This window comes from Herbaspirillum sp. B65, assembly GCF_000333555.1.
Classification (GTDB): Bacteria; Pseudomonadota; Gammaproteobacteria; order Burkholderiales; family Burkholderiaceae_D; genus Herbaspirillum; species Herbaspirillum rubrisubalbicans.
On the sequence record NZ_BADI01000212.1, the window covers coordinates 1 to 17,842 of the forward strand.

19 protein-coding genes are annotated in these 17,842 nt (G+C 62.9%); 12 read left to right on the forward strand and 7 right to left on the reverse strand.

Annotated elements, in window-relative coordinates; genetic code table 11:
• The 4 genes from sucD to I5W_RS05350 all read left to right on the forward strand — a co-directional run.
• On the forward strand, positions 1–690 hold a 690-nt coding region (gene sucD / locus I5W_RS05335), incomplete at its 5' end, for a succinate--CoA ligase subunit alpha (RefSeq protein WP_044528467.1).
• 198 nt (positions 691–888) lie between these two features.
• On the forward strand, positions 889–1,626 hold the full coding sequence (locus I5W_RS05340; RefSeq protein WP_017451514.1) for a TerC family protein: 738 nt from the start codon (positions 889–891) through the stop codon (positions 1,624–1,626).
• 124 nt (positions 1,627–1,750) lie between these two features.
• Complete coding sequence (locus I5W_RS05345; protein ID WP_017451513.1) at positions 1,751–2,257, forward strand: pilin; 507 nt, start codon at positions 1,751–1,753, stop codon at positions 2,255–2,257.
• A 107-nt stretch (positions 2,258–2,364) separates the two neighbouring features.
• Positions 2,365–3,831, forward strand: a complete 1,467-nt coding sequence (locus I5W_RS05350) for an IS1182 family transposase (protein ID WP_044528468.1) — start codon at positions 2,365–2,367, stop codon at positions 3,829–3,831.
• 98 nt (positions 3,832–3,929) lie between these two features.
• On the opposite strand, the gene moaC is transcribed toward I5W_RS05350, so the two are convergent.
• Positions 3,930–4,436 carry a cyclic pyranopterin monophosphate synthase MoaC gene (gene moaC, locus I5W_RS05355; RefSeq protein WP_044528477.1) on the reverse strand — a complete coding sequence of 169 codons (507 nt, stop codon included), beginning with the start codon at positions 4,434–4,436 and terminating at the stop codon, positions 3,930–3,932.
• Positions 4,437–4,540: 104 nt separating this feature from the next.
• Here moaC and I5W_RS05360 point away from each other — a divergent pair, with 104 nt between their 5' ends.
• Positions 4,541–6,109: a M48 family metalloprotease gene (locus I5W_RS05360; protein ID WP_017451511.1), complete on the forward strand. Its 1,569-nt coding sequence runs from the start codon at positions 4,541–4,543 to the stop codon at positions 6,107–6,109.
• Between the two features lie 25 nt (positions 6,110–6,134).
• Here the strand turns inward: I5W_RS05360 and I5W_RS05365 are convergent, their stop codons facing one another.
• From I5W_RS05365 to I5W_RS05385, 5 genes are all read right to left on the reverse strand, one after another.
• Positions 6,135–6,737: a DUF2946 family protein gene (locus tag I5W_RS05365; RefSeq protein ID WP_044528469.1), complete on the reverse strand. Its 603-nt coding sequence runs from the start codon at positions 6,735–6,737 to the stop codon at positions 6,135–6,137.
• Entirely contained in the window at positions 6,730–7,722 is a 993-nt protein-coding gene (locus I5W_RS05370) for a YheT family hydrolase (protein ID WP_044528470.1), read from the reverse strand. The genes I5W_RS05365 and I5W_RS05370 overlap by 8 nt, the downstream gene beginning before the upstream one ends.
• Before the next feature lie 38 nt (positions 7,723–7,760).
• A complete protein-coding gene (locus I5W_RS05375) occupies positions 7,761–8,195 on the reverse strand; it encodes a YybH family protein (protein ID WP_044528471.1) in 435 nt (144 codons plus the stop codon).
• A 67-nt stretch (positions 8,196–8,262) separates the two neighbouring features.
• Positions 8,263–8,463 (reverse strand): zinc-finger domain-containing protein, encoded by a 201-nt coding sequence (locus I5W_RS05380; protein ID WP_017451507.1) that lies wholly within the window; start codon positions 8,461–8,463, stop codon positions 8,263–8,265.
• A gap of 71 nt (positions 8,464–8,534) precedes the next feature.
• Positions 8,535–9,455 carry a branched-chain amino acid transaminase gene (locus I5W_RS05385; protein WP_044528478.1) on the reverse strand — a complete coding sequence of 307 codons (921 nt, stop codon included), beginning with the start codon at positions 9,453–9,455 and terminating at the stop codon, positions 8,535–8,537.
• 323 nt (positions 9,456–9,778) lie between these two features.
• Between I5W_RS05385 and I5W_RS05390 the strand changes: the two genes are divergently transcribed.
• The 7 genes from I5W_RS05390 (at position 9,779) to I5W_RS05420 (ending at position 17,459) form a co-directional block, all read left to right on the forward strand.
• Positions 9,779–10,969 carry a phosphoglycerate kinase gene (locus tag I5W_RS05390; protein WP_044528472.1) on the forward strand — a complete coding sequence of 397 codons (1,191 nt, stop codon included), beginning with the start codon at positions 9,779–9,781 and terminating at the stop codon, positions 10,967–10,969.
• 188 nt (positions 10,970–11,157) lie between these two features.
• The gene (gene pyk / locus I5W_RS05395) at positions 11,158–12,591 is read left to right on the forward strand and encodes a pyruvate kinase (RefSeq protein ID WP_017451504.1); all 1,434 of its coding nucleotides are present in this window, start codon (positions 11,158–11,160) and stop codon (positions 12,589–12,591) included.
• A gap of 26 nt (positions 12,592–12,617) precedes the next feature.
• The gene (fba, locus tag I5W_RS05400; RefSeq protein WP_013232709.1) at positions 12,618–13,682 is read left to right on the forward strand and encodes a class II fructose-bisphosphate aldolase; all 1,065 of its coding nucleotides are present in this window, start codon (positions 12,618–12,620) and stop codon (positions 13,680–13,682) included.
• A gap of 101 nt (positions 13,683–13,783) precedes the next feature.
• Positions 13,784–14,680: a phosphoribosylaminoimidazolesuccinocarboxamide synthase gene (locus I5W_RS05405; protein ID WP_044528473.1), complete on the forward strand. Its 897-nt coding sequence runs from the start codon at positions 13,784–13,786 to the stop codon at positions 14,678–14,680.
• 12 nt (positions 14,681–14,692) lie between these two features.
• Positions 14,693–15,190: a 5-(carboxyamino)imidazole ribonucleotide mutase gene (purE, locus tag I5W_RS05410; protein WP_044528474.1), complete on the forward strand. Its 498-nt coding sequence runs from the start codon at positions 14,693–14,695 to the stop codon at positions 15,188–15,190.
• Complete coding sequence (locus I5W_RS05415) at positions 15,187–16,392, forward strand: 5-(carboxyamino)imidazole ribonucleotide synthase (protein WP_044528475.1); 1,206 nt, start codon at positions 15,187–15,189, stop codon at positions 16,390–16,392. The genes purE and I5W_RS05415 overlap by 4 nt, the downstream gene beginning before the upstream one ends.
• Before the next feature lie 11 nt (positions 16,393–16,403).
• Positions 16,404–17,459, forward strand: a complete 1,056-nt coding sequence (locus I5W_RS05420; RefSeq protein WP_044528476.1) for an L-threonylcarbamoyladenylate synthase — start codon at positions 16,404–16,406, stop codon at positions 17,457–17,459.
• Between the two features lie 105 nt (positions 17,460–17,564).
• Here the strand turns inward: I5W_RS05420 and I5W_RS32765 are convergent.
• On the reverse strand, positions 17,565–17,842 hold a 278-nt coding region (locus tag I5W_RS32765), incomplete at its 5' end, for a hypothetical protein (RefSeq protein WP_217284439.1).

Sequence of the window (17,842 nt, forward strand, 5' to 3'; positions counted from 1 at the left end):
CAGACGCCCCGGCGCCCCGTCTCGGTGATCTACGTGCCGCCCGCCGGCGCTGCTGCCGCCATCTGGGAAGCCGTCGAAGCCGAGCTGGATCTGGCCATCTGCATCACCGAAGGCATCCCCGTGCGTGACATGCTGGCCCTGAAGGACCGCATGGCCAAGGCCGGTTCCAAGACCCTGCTGCTGGGCCCGAACTGCCCCGGCCTGATCACCCCGGACGAAATCAAGATCGGCATCATGCCCGGCCACATCCACAAGAAGGGCCGCATCGGCGTGGTCTCCCGCTCGGGCACCCTGACCTATGAAGCCGTGGGCCAGCTGACCGCCCTGGGCCTGGGCCAGTCCTCCGCCGTCGGTATCGGTGGCGACCCGATCAACGGTCTGAAGCACATCGACGTCATGAAGGCCTTCAACGACGATCCGGACACCGACGCCGTCATCATGATCGGTGAAATCGGCGGTCCTGACGAAGCCAACGCCGCCCGTTGGATCAAGGACAACATGAAGAAGCCGGTGGTTGGCTTCATCGCCGGTGTGACCGCGCCCCCGGGCAAGCGCATGGGCCACGCAGGTGCCCTGATCTCCGGCGGTGCCGACACTGCCGAAGCCAAGCTGGCCATCATGGAAGAGTGCGGCATCAAGGTCACCCGCAACCCGTCCGAAATGGGTCGCCTGCTGAAGTCGGTGCTGTAAGAGCGCCGATGGCTTGCCCGCAAGGCAAGCCCAGCCCGACCTGCCGTACACGCAAGACCAGGTAGCACCAGCATGGGGAGCTTCGGCTCCCCATGTCTTTTAGGGTGGCCTGCCTTGATGGGCAAGGCACTAATCGCGCACGACGCGGTCATCCAGCCATGCGCCCGACCAGAGGCGCTGTTTTCCTGGAGGACATGAATGGAATTGCTGACCAACCTGAACTGGGTGGCGGTGGCGCAGATCATCCTGATCGACATCCTGCTCGGCGGCGACAATGCCATCGTCATCGCGCTGGCCTGTCGCAACCTGCCCGACAAGCTGCGCATGAAGGGCATCGTCTGGGGTACCGTGGGGGCCATTGCCATCCGCATTGCCTTGATCGCCTTTGCCGTGACCATGCTGCAATTGCCCTACCTGAAGCTGGTGGGCGGCATCCTGCTGCTGTGGATCGGCATCGCGCTGCTCAATGAAGAGGACGAACATACCGACATCAATGGCAGCGACCGTCTGTGGGGCGCCGTCAAGACCGTCATCGTGGCCGACCTGGTGATGAGCCTCGACAATGTGATCGCCATCGCCAGTGCAGCTGACCAAGCCGCTGGCGAGCATCAATTGTTGCTGGTGGTGTTCGGCATCGTGGTCAGCATCCCCATCATCGTCTGGGGCAGCACGCTGGTATTGAAGTTGATGGAGAAATTCCCGGTCATCGTCACCCTGGGTGCGGCCTTGTTGGGTTATATCGCCGGTGGCATGATCTTCAGCGATACGGCCGTACAGGCCAGGTTGGAGTACTTCATCGCCAATACCGAATTCATCCTGCCCGGTGCCGGGGTTCACCTGAGCCTGCCGGGCCTGGTCGGTGCACTGGGGGTGGTGTTGACTGGGCTTACGCTCAAGCGCAGGAAAGCCGAGCAGCAGCATAAGCCGCTGCCCTAGTCGGTGGTTGAGGCATATCAGCGCCAGGGCCCGACAAACCTGCTAGTTTTGCAATTTATTCGCTGGTACGCATTGCCGGCGCTGCCGATACTGGCAACGCCCTTTTATTTTTTACGAGGATTCCATGAAAGCAGTCGTCTCCCGCCGCGCCCAACAAGGCTTCACCCTGCTCGAACTGATGGTCACGCTGGCCGTCATCGGCATCCTGGCCATGCTGGGCGCTTCGCAGTACCAGGACTACATCGTCCGGGCGCGCGTCTCGGAAGGCTTCAACCTGGCCGAGCCCTATAAGCTCGCCGTGACCGAGCAGATCAGCTCCAACAATGGCGTTTTCACCGTGGCGCAACTCGGCTTGCCGGCTTTCACGCCGACCGACAACGTCAGCAAGATCGAAGTCTCGCCGATGGAAAAGCGTGGCGTCGGTGGCGTCATCACCATCACCTATGGCCCGCGCGTGGGTGACGGCGGCAGCTTGACGCTGACCCCTACCATCGCCTCCGGCACCATCCAGTGGCAATGCGCGGCCAAGGATGTGAAGCAGGCTGCCACGCCCGAAGGCGCTACGCCCAACACCGGCTTCGTCGCCGGCACGCTGCCGGCCAAGTTTGCGCCGGCCAATTGCCGTGGCTGAATCGCTGGCATAGCGTAGATGAAGAAAAACGAAACGCGCCCTCGGGCGCGTTTTCAGATTGATGACAAAGCCTTGGCGAAAGCCAAGGCTTTGTTGTTTAATCGGACATGCTCAAAAAACCGACAGCCGCCCAGCATGAGTTAGAGATGGTGACCATCGAGATGCTCGTGCCCAAGGACCATCTGCTGCGCAAGATCGACGCGGCGGTGGATTTCGAGTTCATCCGCGAGAAGGTGGCGCATCTGTATTGCGCCGACAATGGCCGCCCGGCACTGGACCCGGTGATACTCTTCAAGCTCTTGTTCATCGGCTACCTCTTCGGTATCCGCAGCGAGCGCCAGCTCATCCGCGAGGTCCAGGTCAATGTGGCCTATCGCTGGTTTGCCGGATTCCGTCTGACCGACAAGGTACCGGACTCCTCCACCTTCTCCCAGAACCGGCGCCGCCGCTTCATTGATACCACCGTCTATCAAGAGATCTTCGACGAGATCGTGCGCCAGGCCATTGGACGCGGCATGGTCGATGGCCGCGTGCTCTACAGCGACAGCACCCACCTCAAGGCCAACGCCAACAAGAACAAGTTCGACTACGTTCAAGTTACCCAGACACCCTCGGCCTATCTGGCCGAACTGGATGCCGCTGTGGATATCGACCGTGCCGAGCATGGCAAGAATCCGCTCAAGCGTGACGATGATGATGAGCCGCCCACCAAAGAGATCAAGGTCAGTCGCACCGATCCCGAGAGCGGCTACATGGTGCGCGACGACAAGCCCAAGGGCTTCTTCTACCTGGATCACCGCACCGTCGATGCCAAGCATTCCATCATTACCGATACCCATGTCACGCCCGCCTCGGTGCATGACAGTCAGCCTTATCTGGCGCGCCTGGACCGGCAGCGCAAAGCGTTCGGATTTGATGTGCAGGCCGTTGGCCTGGATGCGGGCTACTTCACACCGGCCGTCTGCCAGGGACTGGAGAATCGCGAGATCAGCGGCGTGATGGGCTACCGCACACCCAACCACAAGCCAGGGACATTCTTTAAACGGGCGTATGAGTACGATGCTTACCGTGACGAATACATCTGCCCGCAGGGTCAGCCCTTGCGCTACAGCACGACCAATCAACTGGGGTATCGGGAATACAAATCCAAGCCTGAGCAATGCCGAGGCTGCAAGGTACGCGAGCAATGCACCAATAGCGCCAATGCGGTCAAGGTGGTCACGCGCCATGTGTGGGAGCGTTCCAAGGAGAAGGTGGATGATCGGCGTCGTACCGAATGGGGCAAGCGCATCTATGCCAGACGCAAGGAAACGGTAGAACGCAGCTTCGCCGACGCCAAGCAATTGCACGGACATCGTTATGCCCGTATGCGGGGATTGCGCAAGGTCGCCGAGCAATGCTTGTTGGCGGCGGCGGCCCAGAACATGAAGAAGATTGCCCTGCTGGTGGCGCGCTTGCGCGCGCTTTTACACGGCTTGAGCGCCTCTGCCAGCGTACTAAAGTGGCTACAGAGAAAAATGAGCGCCTTACTTGGCTTCTGCGCCATCGACCATCTGCAAATTACCTGCGCCTGAAAAACAAAACCCCGTGTTCGAATACACGGGGTTCGTCATCAACCTGGAAACGCGCCCTCGGGCGCGTTTTTCATGACCTCTGGTCGGACGCATCTGACCTAAGGCCGCGCCATGCTGATATCGCTCTTGCCGCCGCGCTTTTCGGTGACGCAGATATCGGTCATGACCATGCTCTTGTCGACCGCCTTGCACATGTCATAGACCGTCAGCAAGCCCACCTGCACAGCGGTCAGCGCTTCCATCTCCACCCCGGTCTTGCCGTAGGTTTCCACCCGTGCGGTACAGCGCACCGAAGCACTGGCGGCATCGGTCTCGAACTCCACCGAAACGTGCGTCAAGGCCAGCGGATGGCACAGCGGGATCAGCTCGCCCGTGCGCTTGGCCGCCATGATGGCGGCGATGCGGGCGATGCCCAGGACGTCGCCCTTCTTGGCGGTGCCGGACTCGATGATGGCCAGCGTGGCCGGCTGCATTCGGATCACGCCTGTAGCCAGGGCCACGCGGTGGGTTTGGTTCTTGCCGCCGACGTCGACCATGTGTGCCTGTCCGCCCTGGTCGAAATGAGTGAGGCCGCCGTTGGGCGCGTGGTCGCCGGATATCGTCATGGTCTGCGCTGCTAGTGAAATGAAGGGAAAGGAGCGGGTATCATAGCAGGCAGCCCGCAGCCTGCGCTGCTTCACTGTCTTGCCTGCCATTACCGAACCGGTCCATGCCACGAATCGTTTCTGCTGTCTTTTCCGCTGTCTCGCGCCGCGCCTTCCTGCCGCTACGCCGGCTGCTGGCGCGTACCCTGGGGGCCGCCTTGCTGCTCTTGCCGGCCGTACCGCTGACGCTGCTGCCGCATCCCGGCCTAGCGCAGGGCTTGCCGACGCTGGGCGATACCGAGCGCGAGGGCCTTTCGCCTTTAATGGAGCGCAAGCTGGGCGAGGAAATCATGCGCGACATCCGCTCCGACCGCGACTATGTCGATGATGGTCCCGTCTCCGAATACCTCAACAATTTCGGCCAGCACCTGGTCTCGCTGCATCCCGAAGTGCGCGGCGAGGCTGGCTTCGATTTCCAGTTCTTCATGGTGCGCGACCCCATGCTCAACGCCTTCGCCTTGCCGGGCGGCTTCATCGGCGTCAATAGCGGGCTGGTGCTGGCGGCACAGTCGGAGTCCGAGCTGGCCGGGGTGATGTCGCACGAAATCGGGCACGTGGCCCAGCGCCACATCGCGCGCATGTTGGGCCAGCAAAAGCAGAATTCGATGATCCAGCTGGCGGCCATCGTGCTGGGTGCGCTGGCCGGAATTTCCAAGGCCGGTGGCGACGCCGCCATGGCCACCATGATGGGCGGTACCGGCCTGGCCGTGCAGCGCCAGCTCAACTTCAGCCGCGATGCCGAGCGCGAGGCCGACCGCATCGGTTTCCAGATCATGAGCGATGGCGGTTTCGACCCGTCCGGCATGGTGACTTTCTTTGGTCGCCTGCAAGCGGCCTCGCGCAACTACAGCGATGTCGTGCCGCCTTACCTGATGACGCACCCGCTGACCACTGAGCGCATCGCCGACATCCAGGCGCGCATCCGCGACCAGCGCTACAAGCAGCGGGTGGACAATCCCGAATTCCAGCTGGTGCGTGCGCGCACCCAGGTCTTGCAGAACGACAGCGTGCAAGGATTGCGCGACAGTGCCGCCAAGTTCATCGACCAGGCGCGCCAGAATACCAAGCTCATGACGGCCGCCGCCAAGTATGGGCTGGCCTACACCTACTATCGCCAGAACAAGTTCGAGCAGGCCGAAACGGCCCTCAAGGAAGCCCAGGAAGCGGCTATCCCGATGAAGACCGGCATCCTGTTCGGCAGTCTCGATATCGACATCCGTATCGCCCGCAAGCAGTCGCAGCAGGCGCTGCAACTGGCCACGACGCTGCGCCAGCAATTCCCCATCTCGCGCACCATTGCGCGGCAATATGCCGATGCCTTGATGGCCGCCAACCGACTCGACGAAGCGGTGGCCTACCTGCGCGACCAGGCCCAGCTCTACCGCGCCGACGCCCAGGTGCAGCAATTGCTGGCCAAGGCCTATGCGGCCCAGGGCAAGCAGGCGTTGCAGCACATGGCGCTGGCCGAATCCTATGCCTTGAACGGCAGCCTGTTGGCCGCCATCGATCAGTTGGGGATTGCCCGCAAGGCACCCGACGCCACCTTCTACGACCAGTCGCAGATCGATGCGCGCGAGCGCGAGTGGAAGGCGCGCTGGAAGGATGAGCAGAAGGACGACAAGGACCGCGGCTGATCCGCAGGCGCCCGATGCCTATCCTTCACGGCTCGCGTGGATTGGCGACGAAAGTGAAGATTTTTTCCAGCTCTGCCGCAGCGATGCGCTTGAGCGGCAATGCCCGGCCGGCGTAGGTGAAGTTGAGTGCAACATTGCCGGCCCCTTCCAGCCAGCGCAGCAATGCTTCTTCATCGGCCGCCCCAGCGGTCTGCAGGCAGGGCAGCAGATGGGCCAGGTCGCGGTCATCCACGCCAGCGGTGACCCCACCGGCGCGCAAGTAGAGCCGGCCTGCCTCATCCATCCAGGCCGCCTCGACGGCCTCCAGCGTGGCACCGGTATGCAGCACCAGCGCCAGCCCGCCTTGCCCATCCGGCTGGGTGCGCAGGATGTGCGGCATCCATTCCAGGTCCACATACACCCGTTGCGGCCCGTTCTGGAAATACCAGCGACCAGCGTCATCACAGCCGTAATTGCGGTCGATGAAGGCCAGCAGGGCGGGATGGCGGATCGGGTCGCCCGGGAGTTCAAGTTGCTGGGCGCGTTCATCGCGCATCCGCCACAGGCCACGCGCATCCAGGCGCAGCCAGCCGAAGCAGTGCGGTACATTGGGCCAGCGGGCCATGGCCTGGCGCACGATCTCATCCATGGGCCAACTCCGGTTGCGCCACGAAGCTACTTTCGGTGCGCCCTTCCAGGAAGTGCAGCAGGCGGCGCGGCAGCCACTCCAGGCTGCCCGGTGGGCCGCCGGCGGCAAAGCCCACGTGACCGCCTTGTGCGGGATACTCCAGCACCACCTCGGGGGCCGCCGAGCGCGGCAGGTGGCGTGCCGGCAGGAAGGGGTCGTTCTGGGCATTCAAGACCAGCGTGGGCACGCTGATGTCATGCAGGATGTGCTTGGCGCTGGCGCGGTCCCAGTAGTCGTCGGTATTGCGATAGCCGTGCAGGGGCGCGGTGACCACGTTGTCGAAGGCGTACAGGTCGCGCGCTGCCAGCAGCGCGTCGCGGTCGAACAGGCCCGGAAACTGCTCCAGCTTGGCCAGGCACTTGGGGCGCAGGGTGCGCAAGAACACCCAGGTATAGAGCCGGTTGAAACCCGACGCCAGCGCCGTGCCGCCGCCGGCCAGGTCCAGCGGCGCCGAGACCGCACAGGCGGCGTCCACGATCTCGGCCTCATGCTGCGATTCGCCCAGCCAGCGCAGCAGTGCATTGGCGCCCAGCGAGACGCCGCAGGCATACAGGTGGGTGGCTGCCAGGTCTTGCTGGCGCAGCTTGAGGCGACGGATGATCCAGTCCAGCTCGGCGCTGTCGCCCGAATGATAGAAGCGCGGGGCCAGGTTGATCTCGCCCGAGCAGCCCCGGAAATGCGGTATCGCCCCATGCCAGCCCCGCCGCTGCACCTCGGCCATGAGCGCACGGCTGTAGTGGCTGTCGGAAGAACCTTCCAGGCCGTGGAACAGCACCAGCAGCGGCCGTCCCGGCTGGCCATCGACGAAGTCGATATCGATGAAGTCGCCATCGGGCGCCTCCCAGCGTTCGCGGCGATAGGCGAGCTCCGGCTTGGGCAGGCAGGTGGATGGGTAGATGGTCTGGAGATGGCCCCCGGGAAGCCAGCGGGGCGGGATGTAAAGCATGGTGCAGCCTAGCCTGTGGATAAATCAAAAGCCTGCCATCAATGCAGCATGGCCCCGCTGATCACCGCCTCTGCCGGCGCCGCACCGGGCGCCACCGAGGCATGGTGCATCACCATGCGCCAGCCCAGGGTGGTCTTGAGATAGACGTTGGTGGCGATGACGTGCACCTCCGGTTGGTCCTGGCTGCCGTGTTCGATTTCTTCGACCACGCTATGCACGGCGGTCATCATGTTCTGCGTCACATGCAACTGGCGCGGGCGGATGTGCAGGCCGCCGTTGGAGAGGATGTCTTCCCACACGGCGCGGATCTCGGCATGACCGACCAGGCGTTGGGCGCCGGGATGGATGCAGACCACTTCTTCATCATCGGCCCACAGGTCCATCAAGGCTTCCAGGTCGGCGCGGGCCAGGGCGTCGTAGTAGGCGGCTTCGATTTCATCAGGCGAGCCATGGATCAGTTTGTTGCGAGGCATGACAATCTCCGGATCAGATGAAAAGAGGGCCTTGTGGGCCCTCTCGTGTCTGGTGCGAAACCTGGATTCAGTGGCCCTTGACCACGGTACCGGGTTTCAACTGGTACTGGGTGCCGCAGTAAGGACATTTGGCTGCGCCATGGGCATCCAGTTCCAGGAACACGCGCGGGTGCGAGTTCCAGGCGGTCATGCTGGGGTTGGGGCAGTGGGCCGGCAAATCCTTGCCTTCGAGCAGGATCACGCCCTGCGATGCTTGAGCTTGGCTCATCTTGTTCTCCGTTGCTTGCAATTGACTAACGACTAAAGACTGACTCATTGAATGACTGAAGGGGCTAGGCCTTACACCAGCGTGAGCCAGTGCCGGTACTGCGGCGCCCGGCCCGAGACCACGTCGAAGAACAGGCTCTGCAGCTTCTCGGTGATGGGGCCGCGAGCGCCATTGCCGATGACGCGGCGATCCAGTTCGCGGATCGGGGTGACCTCGGCCGCGGTGCCGGTGAAGAAAGCTTCATCGGCGCAATACATTTCATCGCGGGTGATACGCTTTTCGATGACCTCGATGCCCAGGTCTCGCGCCATGGTCAGCACGGCGTCGCGGGTGATGCCATCCAGGCAGGAGGCCAGGTCGGGAGTATAGATCTTGCCGTTCTTGACGATGAAGACATTTTCCCCCGAGCCTTCGGAGACATAGCCTTCGGTGTCCAGCAGCAGGGCTTCATCGTAGCCATCGGCCAGCGCTTCCTGGTTGGCCAGGATGGAATTGATGTAGTAACCGCAGGCCTTGGCGCGCACCAGCGACACATTGACGTGGTGCCGGGTGAAGGAAGAAGTCTTCACGCGGATGCCCTTGTTGATGCCATCCTCGCCCAGGTAGGCGCCCCACGGCCAGGCGGCGATGGCCACGTGGATCTGGTTGCCCTTGGCGGACACGCCCAGCTTTTCCGAGCCGATCCAGATCAGCGGGCGGATGTAGCAGGATTCCAGCTTGTTTTCGCGCACCACCTGGCGCTGCGCCTCGGCCAGGGTGGCTTGGTCGAACGGCACTTCCATCTGGAAGATCTTGGCCGAGTTGAACAGGCGCTGGGTATGTTCCTTCAGGCGGAAGATGGCCGTGCCTTCCGGCGTCTTGTAGGCGCGCACGCCCTCGAAGACGCCCATGCCGTAGTGCAGGGTGTGGGTCAGTACGTGGACGGTGGCGTCGCGCCAGTCGATCAACGCGCCGTCCTTCCAGATCTTGCCGTCGCGGTCAGCCATGGACATGGTGGTCTCCCTGTGCAGTGATTGCAGAATGTGGAATGCCCGGTGGGCAGCCCAGTTGTCGCTAAGATAACGATGAGCGAACTGGGCAAAGAGCTCCATTTTAGCGGATTCACGAGAGCAAGAACTTTCCTGCTTCTGCAACTTGTGGGGAACTAATGTGGCAAGAATGTCACTCTTTACACCGTGGGACGCTGTCTTGTGAAGCTTATTGCAGAGCTGCCGGCCTCGCCTGGATGTTGTTGAAGCAGCCAAAAAGGCGTCAGGAGCAGGTCAGGCTGGAGTAAAATACGGCGTTTTTCGCCCCCTTCTTCGAATTCCTAGCTATGAAATTCAACCGACTGAGCGATCTGATTTCTGCCAAGCAATTGCAAGGCAAACGCGTCTTCATCCGTGCCGATCTGAACGTGCCGCAGGATGATGCCGGCAATATCACCGAAGATACCCGCATCCGCGCCTCGGTGCCGGCCATTCGCGATGCCCAGCAGGCAGGCGCTGCAGTGATGGTGACTTCCCACCTGGGCCGCCCCACCGAAGGCGAGTTCAAGCCCGAGGATTCCCTGGCCCCGGTAGCCAAGCGCCTGTCCGAGCTGCTGGGCAGCGAAGTCAAGCTGGTGGCCAACTGGGTGGACGGTGTGGAGGTGCAACCCGGCCAGGTCGTGCTGCTGGAAAATTGCCGCCTGAACAAGGGCGAAAAGAAGAACAGTGATGAGCTGGCGCAAAAGATCGCCAAGCTCTGCGATATCTACGTCAACGACGCCTTCGGTACCGCACACCGCGCCGAAGCCACCACCTATGGCGTGGCCAAGTTCGCGCCCATCGCCTGTGCCGGCCCGCTGCTGGCGGCCGAGCTGGACGCCCTGGGTAAAGCCCTGAACCAGCCGGCCCGTCCGCTGGTGGCCATCGTGGCCGGCTCCAAGGTGTCTACCAAGCTGACCATCTTGAAGACCCTGGCCGAGAAGGTCGACAACCTCATCGTCGGTGGTGGCATTGCCAATACCTTCATGCTGGCCGCCGGCCTGAAGATCGGCAAGTCGCTGGCCGAGCCGGACCTGGTGGAGGATGCCAAGGCCATCATCGAGCTGATGGCCAAGCGCGGCGCTTCGGTACCCATCCCCACCGACGTGGTGGTGGGCAAGGAATTCTCGCCGACCGCAGCAGCCACCGTGAAGGCCGCCGCTGACGTGGCCGACGACGACATGATCTTCGACATCGGTCCCCAGACCGCTGCTGCCTTGGCCGAACAGTTGGGCCGCGCCGGCACCATCGTCTGGAATGGCCCGGTGGGCGTGTTCGAGTTCGACCAGTTCGGTGCTGGCACCGAGACTCTGGCGCGCGCCATCGCCGCCTCGCCGGGCTTCTCCATTGCCGGTGGTGGCGACACCCTGGCCGCCATTGCCAAGTACGACATCGCCGACAAGGTCGGCTACATCTCCACCGGTGGTGGCGCTTTCCTGGAATTCCTGGAAGGCAAGACCCTGCCGGCCGTCGAGATCCTGCTGCAACGCGCGCAGTAAGCATGACTGGCGCCGTGCCCTGTTGCCGGGCGCGGCACCTGGCTGTTCCATCCGAATTCTGAGTCTGTAGTACCACCAATGATGAACGCGTCCGAGACGCGCGTTCGGGGCGGAAGCGATCCGCCGATCGGCCCTGCATCGGGCCGGGCAGCGGGCTTCCATGACCAAGTCGCAACCAGAAGGTATTCATGTCCAGAGCAACAAAAATCGTCGCCACCATCGGTCCCGCTTCCAGCGACCGTGAAACCCTGACCCGCATGATCCGCGCCGGCGTTGACGTCGTGCGCCTGAACTTCTCGCACGGCAAGCCGCAGGACCACATCGACCGCGCCACCCTGGTGCGCGAAGTGGCCGACGAATGCGGCAAGAAGGTCGCCATCATGGCCGACCTGCAAGGCCCCAAGATCCGCGTGGGCAAGTTCGAGAATGGCAAGATCATGCTGGCCAACGGCGACAAGTTCATCCTTGATTCCGATTGCCAGATGGGTAATCAGGAACGGGTGGGCCTGGACTACAAGGCGTTGCCGCGTGACCTCAAGGGCAACGACATCCTGTTGCTCAACGATGGCCTGATCGTGCTCAAGGTCGAGCGCGTGATGGGCAATGAAATTCACACCGTGGTCAAGATCGGTGGCGAACTGTCCAACAACAAGGGCATCAACCGCCAGGGCGGTGGCCTGTCGGCGCCGGCGCTGACGGCCAAGGACATGGACGACATCAAGACCGCCATGAGCTTCCAGGCCGACTACGTGGCCGTGTCCTTCCCCAAGAACGCCACCGACATGGAAATGGCGCGCCAGCTCTCCAATGTGGCCGGTGAACCTTTCGGCCACAAGCCGATGATGATCGCCAAGATCGAGCGCGCCGAAGCGATTCCCCTGCTGCAGGAAATCCTGGACGCCTCCGACGGCATCATGGTGGCCCGTGGCGACCTGGCCGTGGAAGTGGGCAACGCCGCCGTGCCGGGTTTGCAAAAGCGCATGATCAAGATGGCGCGCGCCTCCAACAAGCTGACCATCACCGCGACCCAGATGATGGAGTCGATGATCGTCAATGCCGTGCCGACCCGCGCCGAAGTCTCCGATGTCGCCAACGCCGTGCTGGATGGCACCGATGCGGTCATGACCTCGGCCGAGACCGCCTCCGGCAAGTATCCGGTGGAAACCGTGGAAGCCATGTCGGCCATCTGCCTGGAAGCAGAGCGTTCCGACAATGTGCAACTGGACGCCGACTTCCTGAACCTGCGCTTTACCCGCGTGGACCAGTCCATCGCCTATGGCGCACTGTTTACCGCGCACCACCTGCGCGTGAAGGCCATTGCCGCGCTCACCGAATCCGGTTCGACGGCGCTGTGGATGAGCCGTCACAACATCGATATCCCGATCTTTGCGATCACCCCCAATGTCGCCACGCGCCGCAAGGCTTCCCTGTACCGCAACGTGCATACGCTGGAACTGGCGCAGGCGCCCGACACCGAAGCCATGTTGAAGGGCGCCCAGGATCTGCTGCTGGCGCAAGGCGTGGTGCAGAAGGGTGACCTGATCGTCGTGACCTGGGGCGAGCCCATCGGCCAGGTCGGCGGCACCAATGCGCTGAAGATCCTGCGCGTTGGCGAGTACTGATTTTTTCATCGTTCTGGAGTTTCATCATGCCTCTCGTATCCATGCGTCAATTGCTGGACCACGCCGCCGAAAACGGTTATGGCTTGCCGGCTTTCAACGTCAACAACCTGGAGCAGGTCACCGCCATCATGGAAGCTGCCAACGAAGTCGGCGCGCCCGTGATCATGCAAGCCTCCGCCGGTGCCCGCAAATATGCCGGTGAAGCCTTCCTGCGCCACCTGATCTCGGCGGCGGTGGAAGCCTATCCGCACATCCCGGTGGTGATGCACCAGGATCACGGCCAGTCGCCGGCCGTGTGCATGGCCGCCATCAAGTCCGGCTTCTCCTCCGTGATGATGGATGGCTCGCTGGAAGCCGACGGCAAGACCGTGGCCAGCTACGAGTACAACGTCGAAGTCTCGCGCAAGGTGGTGGAGTTCTCGCACGCCATCGGCGTGACCGTGGAAGCCGAACTGGGCGTGCTGGGTTCGCTGGAAACCATGAAGGGTGACAAGGAAGACGGCCACGGCGCCGATGGCACCATGACCCGTGAACAACTGCTCACCGATGTGAACCAGGCCGCCGACTTCGTCAAGGCCACCCAGTGCGACGCGCTGGCCATCGCCATCGGTACCTCGCACGGCGCCTACAAGTTCTCGCGCAAGCCCACCGGCGACATCCTGGCCATCGACCGCATCAAGGAAATCCACGCCCGTATCCCCAATACCCACCTGGTGATGCACGGTTCTTCCTCGGTGCCTCAGGAACTGCTGGCCGAGATCCGCGAGTTCGGCGGCGATATGAAGGAAACTTACGGCGTGCCGGTCGAAGAGATCCAGGAAGGCATCAAGCACGGCGTGCGCAAGATCAACATCGATACCGACATCCGCCTGGCCATGACCGGTGCGATCCGTCGCTACCTGTTCGAGAACCCGTCCAAGTTCGACCCGCGCGACTACCTCAAGCCCGCCCGCGAAGCCGCCAAGCTGGTCTGCAAGGCACGTTTCCTGTCCTTCGGTTGCGAAGGCCAGGCTGGCAAGATCAAGCCGATCTCGCTGGAAAAGATCGCCGAGAAGTACAAGAGCGGCGAACTGGCACAGATCGTCCAGTAAGCGCTCAAGCGTTCCACGGCCTACGCCGCACGCAAGGCCCCACCGACCGGAATCGCCCTGAAAATGGCGATTCCGGTTTTTGACTTTACGAGAAGACCACCATGAGCAGTCTCTACAAATCCTCGATCACTTCCCTGCCCCTGCTGGGCACCGGCAAGGTCCGCGAAAACTATGCCGTCGGCGACGACAAGCTGTTGATCGTGACCACCGACCGCCTGTCGGCCTTCGACGTCATCATGAATGAACCGATTCCCGGCAAGGGCAAGGTCTTGAACCAGATGAGCGATTTCTGGTTCGACAAACTCGGCCATATCGTGCCCAACCACCTGACCGGTATCGATCCCGAGTCCGTGGTAAGCCCGGCCGAAGTGGAGCAGGTGCGCGGACGCGCCGTGGTGGCCAAGCGCTTGAAGCCGATCCTGGTGGAAGCCGTGGTGCGCGGCTACATCATCGGTTCCGGCTGGAAGGATTACCAGGCCACCGGCGCGATCTGCGGCATCCAGCTGCCGGCCGGTCTGCAACAGGCTTCCAAGCTGGAACAGCCGATCTTCACCCCAGCCGCCAAGGCCGACCTGGGTGAACACGACGAAAACATCAGCTTCGAAGAAACCGAAAAGCGCATCGGCAGCGAATTGGCCCACAAGATCCGTGATGTGGCCATCCAGCTCTACAAGGAAGCCGCCGACTACGCCGCCACCCGCGGCATCATCATCGCCGACACCAAGTTCGAATTCGGCCTGGATGACAATGGCGTGCTGCACCTGATGGATGAAGTGTTGACCGCCGACTCCTCGCGCTTCTGGCCGGCAGACAGCTACCAAGTGGGTATCTCGCCACCGTCCTTCGACAAGCAATTCGTGCGCGACTACCTGGAAACCGTCGAAGGCTGGCAGAAGACCCCGCCGGCACCGGCGCTTCCGGCCGAGGTGATCGAAAAGACCGGCGCCAAGTACCGCGAGGCGCTGGAACGCCTGACCGGCAACAAGCTCAAGGACTGAAGAGGACTGGATATGAACGATACCGTCAAGCCCGTGGTGGGCGTGGTCATGGGGTCGTCCTCGGACTGGGAGGTGATGCAGAATGCGGTCGCCATCCTCAAGGACTTCGGCGTGCCCTTCGAAGCCCAGGTGATTTCCGCCCACCGGATGCCGGACCAGATGTTCGCCTACGCCGAGAGCGCCCGCGCGCGCGGCTTGCGCGCCATCATCGCCGGTGCCGGTGGTGCGGCGCATTTGCCGGGCATGATCGCGGCCAAGACCATCGTGCCGGTGCTAGGCGTGCCGGTGCCTTCCAAGTACCTGCGCGGCGAGGATTCGTTGCTGTCCATCGTGCAAATGCCCAAGGGCATTCCGGTGGCCACCTATGCCATCGGTGAAGCCGGCGCCGCCAATGCGGCGCTCTCGGCCATCGCCATGCTGGCCACCACCGACGCGGCTTTGGCTGAAAAGCTGGAAGCCTTCCGCAAGACCCAGACGCAAGTCGCTCTCGATATGAAGTTGCCTGTATGACCCAGCAGTCCGCCTCCACCCTTCGTCCCGCCGTTCCCTCGACCACGCCAGCCACCTGGCTGGGTGTGATGGGTGGCGGCCAGCTCGGTCGCATGTTCGCCCATGCGGCGCAGAGCATGGGCTTCAAGGTCGCCGTGCTGGAAGCCGACGCCGATTGCCCGGCCGGGCAGGTGGCGGATCGCCTGATCAATGCCGCCTATGACGATGGCGCGGCGCTGGCCGAGCTGGGTGCGCTGTGCGCAGCGGTCACCACCGAGTTCGAGAACGTCTCGGCCAAGAGCCTGGCGACGCTGGCATTGCAGACCTTTGTCGCACCGGCTGCCTCGGGGGTGTCGATTGCCCAGGACCGCACGGCCGAGAAGGCCTTCTTCACCGAATGCGGTGCGCAGTCCGGCGTGCTGCCGGCGCCGCACCTGGTGATCAACAGCGAGGCCGACATCGACGGTCTCGATGCCAATCTGCTGCCGGGCATCCTCAAGACCGCCCGCATGGGTTACGACGGCAAGGGCCAGGTGCGCGTGCGCTCGGTGGAAGAGGTGCGCAACGCTTTTGCCGCCATGAAGGGCGTGACCTGCGTGCTGGAAAAGATGCTGCCGCTGGCCTATGAAGTCTCGGTGCTGGTGGCGCGTGGTCATGATGGCCAGGCGGTGGTCTATCCGATTGCCGAGAACGTGCATCGCGATGGCATCCTCTTCACCACCACCGTGCCCGGTCCCAACATCAAGGCCGATGCTGCCGAGCGCGCCCAGCAGGCGGCCTTGCAGATCATCGGCGCGATGCAGTACGTGGGTGTGCTGTGCATCGAATTCTTTGTGCTGGAAGATGGCGCGCTGGTGGTCAACGAGATGGCGCCGCGTCCCCACAACAGCGGCCACTACACCATCGATGCCTGCGTCACCAGCCAGTTCGAACAACAGGTCCGCGCCATGGCGCGCCTGCCGCTGGGCGATACGCGCCAGCATTCGCCCACGGTGATGTTGAATATCCTGGGTGATGTCTGGTACGAGGATGGCACGGATGCCCAGCGCGAACCGGCCTGGGATCAGGTGCTGGCGCTGCCCGGTGCGCACCTGCACTTGTACGGCAAGGCCGAAGCGCGCCGTGGCCGCAAGATGGGCCACGTCACCTTCACCGGCGCCACGCTGGCCGATGCCCAGCGCCAGTTGGCAGCGGCCTGCGCCATCCTCGGCATCGCGCTGTAAGAGGACCGGCCATGAACGACAAGAGCAGCCCCGCCACACCGCCGATCGATGCGGCCGCCATCATGCACGCGGCACGCAAGCTGGAGCAGGGCGGGCTGGTAGCCTTTCCGACCGAGACCGTCTACGGCCTCGGTGGCGATGCCGAGAACCCGGCTGCGATTGCTGCCATCTATGCGGCCAAGGGCCGACCGGCCAATCATCCGGTGATCGTGCACGTTTCGCCGGAAGCCGACATCGGCTACTGGGCGGCGTCGGTGCCGGTGGAAGCGCGTCGCCTGATCGCCTCGTTCTGGCCGGGCCCGCTGACGCTGATCTTGAAGCGCGCCGCGCACATCCCCGATGCCGTGGCCGGTGGCCAGGATTCGGTGGGCCTGCGTTGTCCTTCACATCCGGTGGCGCAGGCACTGCTGCGTGAATTCCGTGGCGGCAAGGGTGGCATTGCCGCGCCCTCGGCCAACAAGTTCGGCCACGTCAGCCCGACCACGGCCGCGCACGTGCGCGAGGAATTCGGCAGCGATGAGAACAGCCCGCTGGATGACGTGCTCGATGGCGGCCAAAGCGAAGTGGGCATCGAATCGACTATCGTCGATCTCTCCCGCATCGATAGCCACGGTCCGGTATTGCTGCGTCCCGGCCAGATCAGCGCGGACCGCATCGCCGCTGTGCTGGGTGTGCCATTGGCCACGCCCGATGCCACTGCGCCGCGGGCCTCGGGCACCCTCGATGCGCACTATGCGCCGCATACCCCGGTGGTGCAGGTCAGCCTCGAAGAATTGCCTACCGTGTTGCCCAAGCTGGCCGAGATCGGCCAGAAGGTGGCCCTGATCCGCCGCCAATTCCAGGACAGCGTGCCGGCCTGTGTCGAGCTCACCCGTGCCATGCCGGTCAGCGCCGACGCCTATGCCCACGACCTCTATGCCGCCCTGCGCGAGATGGACCACGCTGCTGCCGATCTGATCGTGGTCGAGTCCCTGCCCGCCAGTGCCGATTGGCAGGGCGTCAATGACCGTCTGCGCCGTGCCGCCTTCGATTCGCAAGGCTTGCTGGCGCGCCTGTTTGGTGGCTGATGCGGCCTTGGCTGCATTGACTCTTGCGGCCCCCTCGGGCTGTCACCCGCCTGCGTACTGACTCACAGGTCAGTACGCGGTTGCCAAAAGCAGACAGGCACACCCTTACTCTTCACATTTTCTATACAAAAAGTGACAAAGCTGGCATAGTATCTCCAAGGAATAGCACGCGCGTTCTTTTTGTTTCGCCAGCGTAAATACCGGGTGACTATCCGTTACGCGCTTTACGCTGAATAAAGAAAAACGGTGACCAGCCGTAATCAATATCCCGTCAGAGGCCAGCCGTCGGGAATAAAAATCCGGGCCACGCCCGTAACTCTTGGAGACAGCAATGCAAAAACAATTTTCCTTCTTGCCCAAACTCGCCGCCTTGTCCGTGATGG

Bases quoted from the DNA above. Each gene is read 5' to 3' on its own strand.
- I5W_RS05385 (WP_044528478.1), bottom strand. From the start codon at position 9,455: ATGTCCATGGCTGACCGCGACGGCAAGATCTGGAAGGACGGCGCGTTG.
- I5W_RS05345 (WP_017451513.1), top strand. From the start codon at position 1,751: ATGAAAGCAGTCGTCTCCCGCCGCGCCCAACAAGGCTTCACCCTGCTC.
- I5W_RS05340 (WP_017451514.1), top strand. From the start codon at position 889: ATGGAATTGCTGACCAACCTGAACTGGGTGGCGGTGGCGCAGATCATC.
- I5W_RS05350 (WP_044528468.1), top strand. From the start codon at position 2,365: ATGCTCAAAAAACCGACAGCCGCCCAGCATGAGTTAGAGATGGTGACC.
- I5W_RS05415 (WP_044528475.1), top strand. From the start codon at position 15,187: ATGACCCAGCAGTCCGCCTCCACCCTTCGTCCCGCCGTTCCCTCGACC.
- fba (WP_013232709.1), top strand. From the start codon at position 12,618: ATGCCTCTCGTATCCATGCGTCAATTGCTGGACCACGCCGCCGAAAAC.
- purE (WP_044528474.1), top strand. From the start codon at position 14,693: ATGAACGATACCGTCAAGCCCGTGGTGGGCGTGGTCATGGGGTCGTCC.
- I5W_RS05380 (WP_017451507.1), bottom strand. From the start codon at position 8,463: ATGAGCCAAGCTCAAGCATCGCAGGGCGTGATCCTGCTCGAAGGCAAG.
- I5W_RS05375 (WP_044528471.1), bottom strand. From the start codon at position 8,195: ATGCCTCGCAACAAACTGATCCATGGCTCGCCTGATGAAATCGAAGCC.
- I5W_RS05360 (WP_017451511.1), top strand. From the start codon at position 4,541: ATGCCACGAATCGTTTCTGCTGTCTTTTCCGCTGTCTCGCGCCGCGCC.
- I5W_RS05405 (WP_044528473.1), top strand. From the start codon at position 13,784: ATGAGCAGTCTCTACAAATCCTCGATCACTTCCCTGCCCCTGCTGGGC.
- I5W_RS05365 (WP_044528469.1), bottom strand. From the start codon at position 6,737: ATGGATGAGATCGTGCGCCAGGCCATGGCCCGCTGGCCCAATGTACCG.
- pyk (WP_017451504.1), top strand. From the start codon at position 11,158: ATGTCCAGAGCAACAAAAATCGTCGCCACCATCGGTCCCGCTTCCAGC.
- I5W_RS05420 (WP_044528476.1), top strand. From the start codon at position 16,404: ATGAACGACAAGAGCAGCCCCGCCACACCGCCGATCGATGCGGCCGCC.
- I5W_RS05390 (WP_044528472.1), top strand. From the start codon at position 9,779: ATGAAATTCAACCGACTGAGCGATCTGATTTCTGCCAAGCAATTGCAA.
- moaC (WP_044528477.1), bottom strand. From the start codon at position 4,436: ATGACGATATCCGGCGACCACGCGCCCAACGGCGGCCTCACTCATTTC.
- I5W_RS05370 (WP_044528470.1), bottom strand. From the start codon at position 7,722: ATGCTTTACATCCCGCCCCGCTGGCTTCCCGGGGGCCATCTCCAGACC.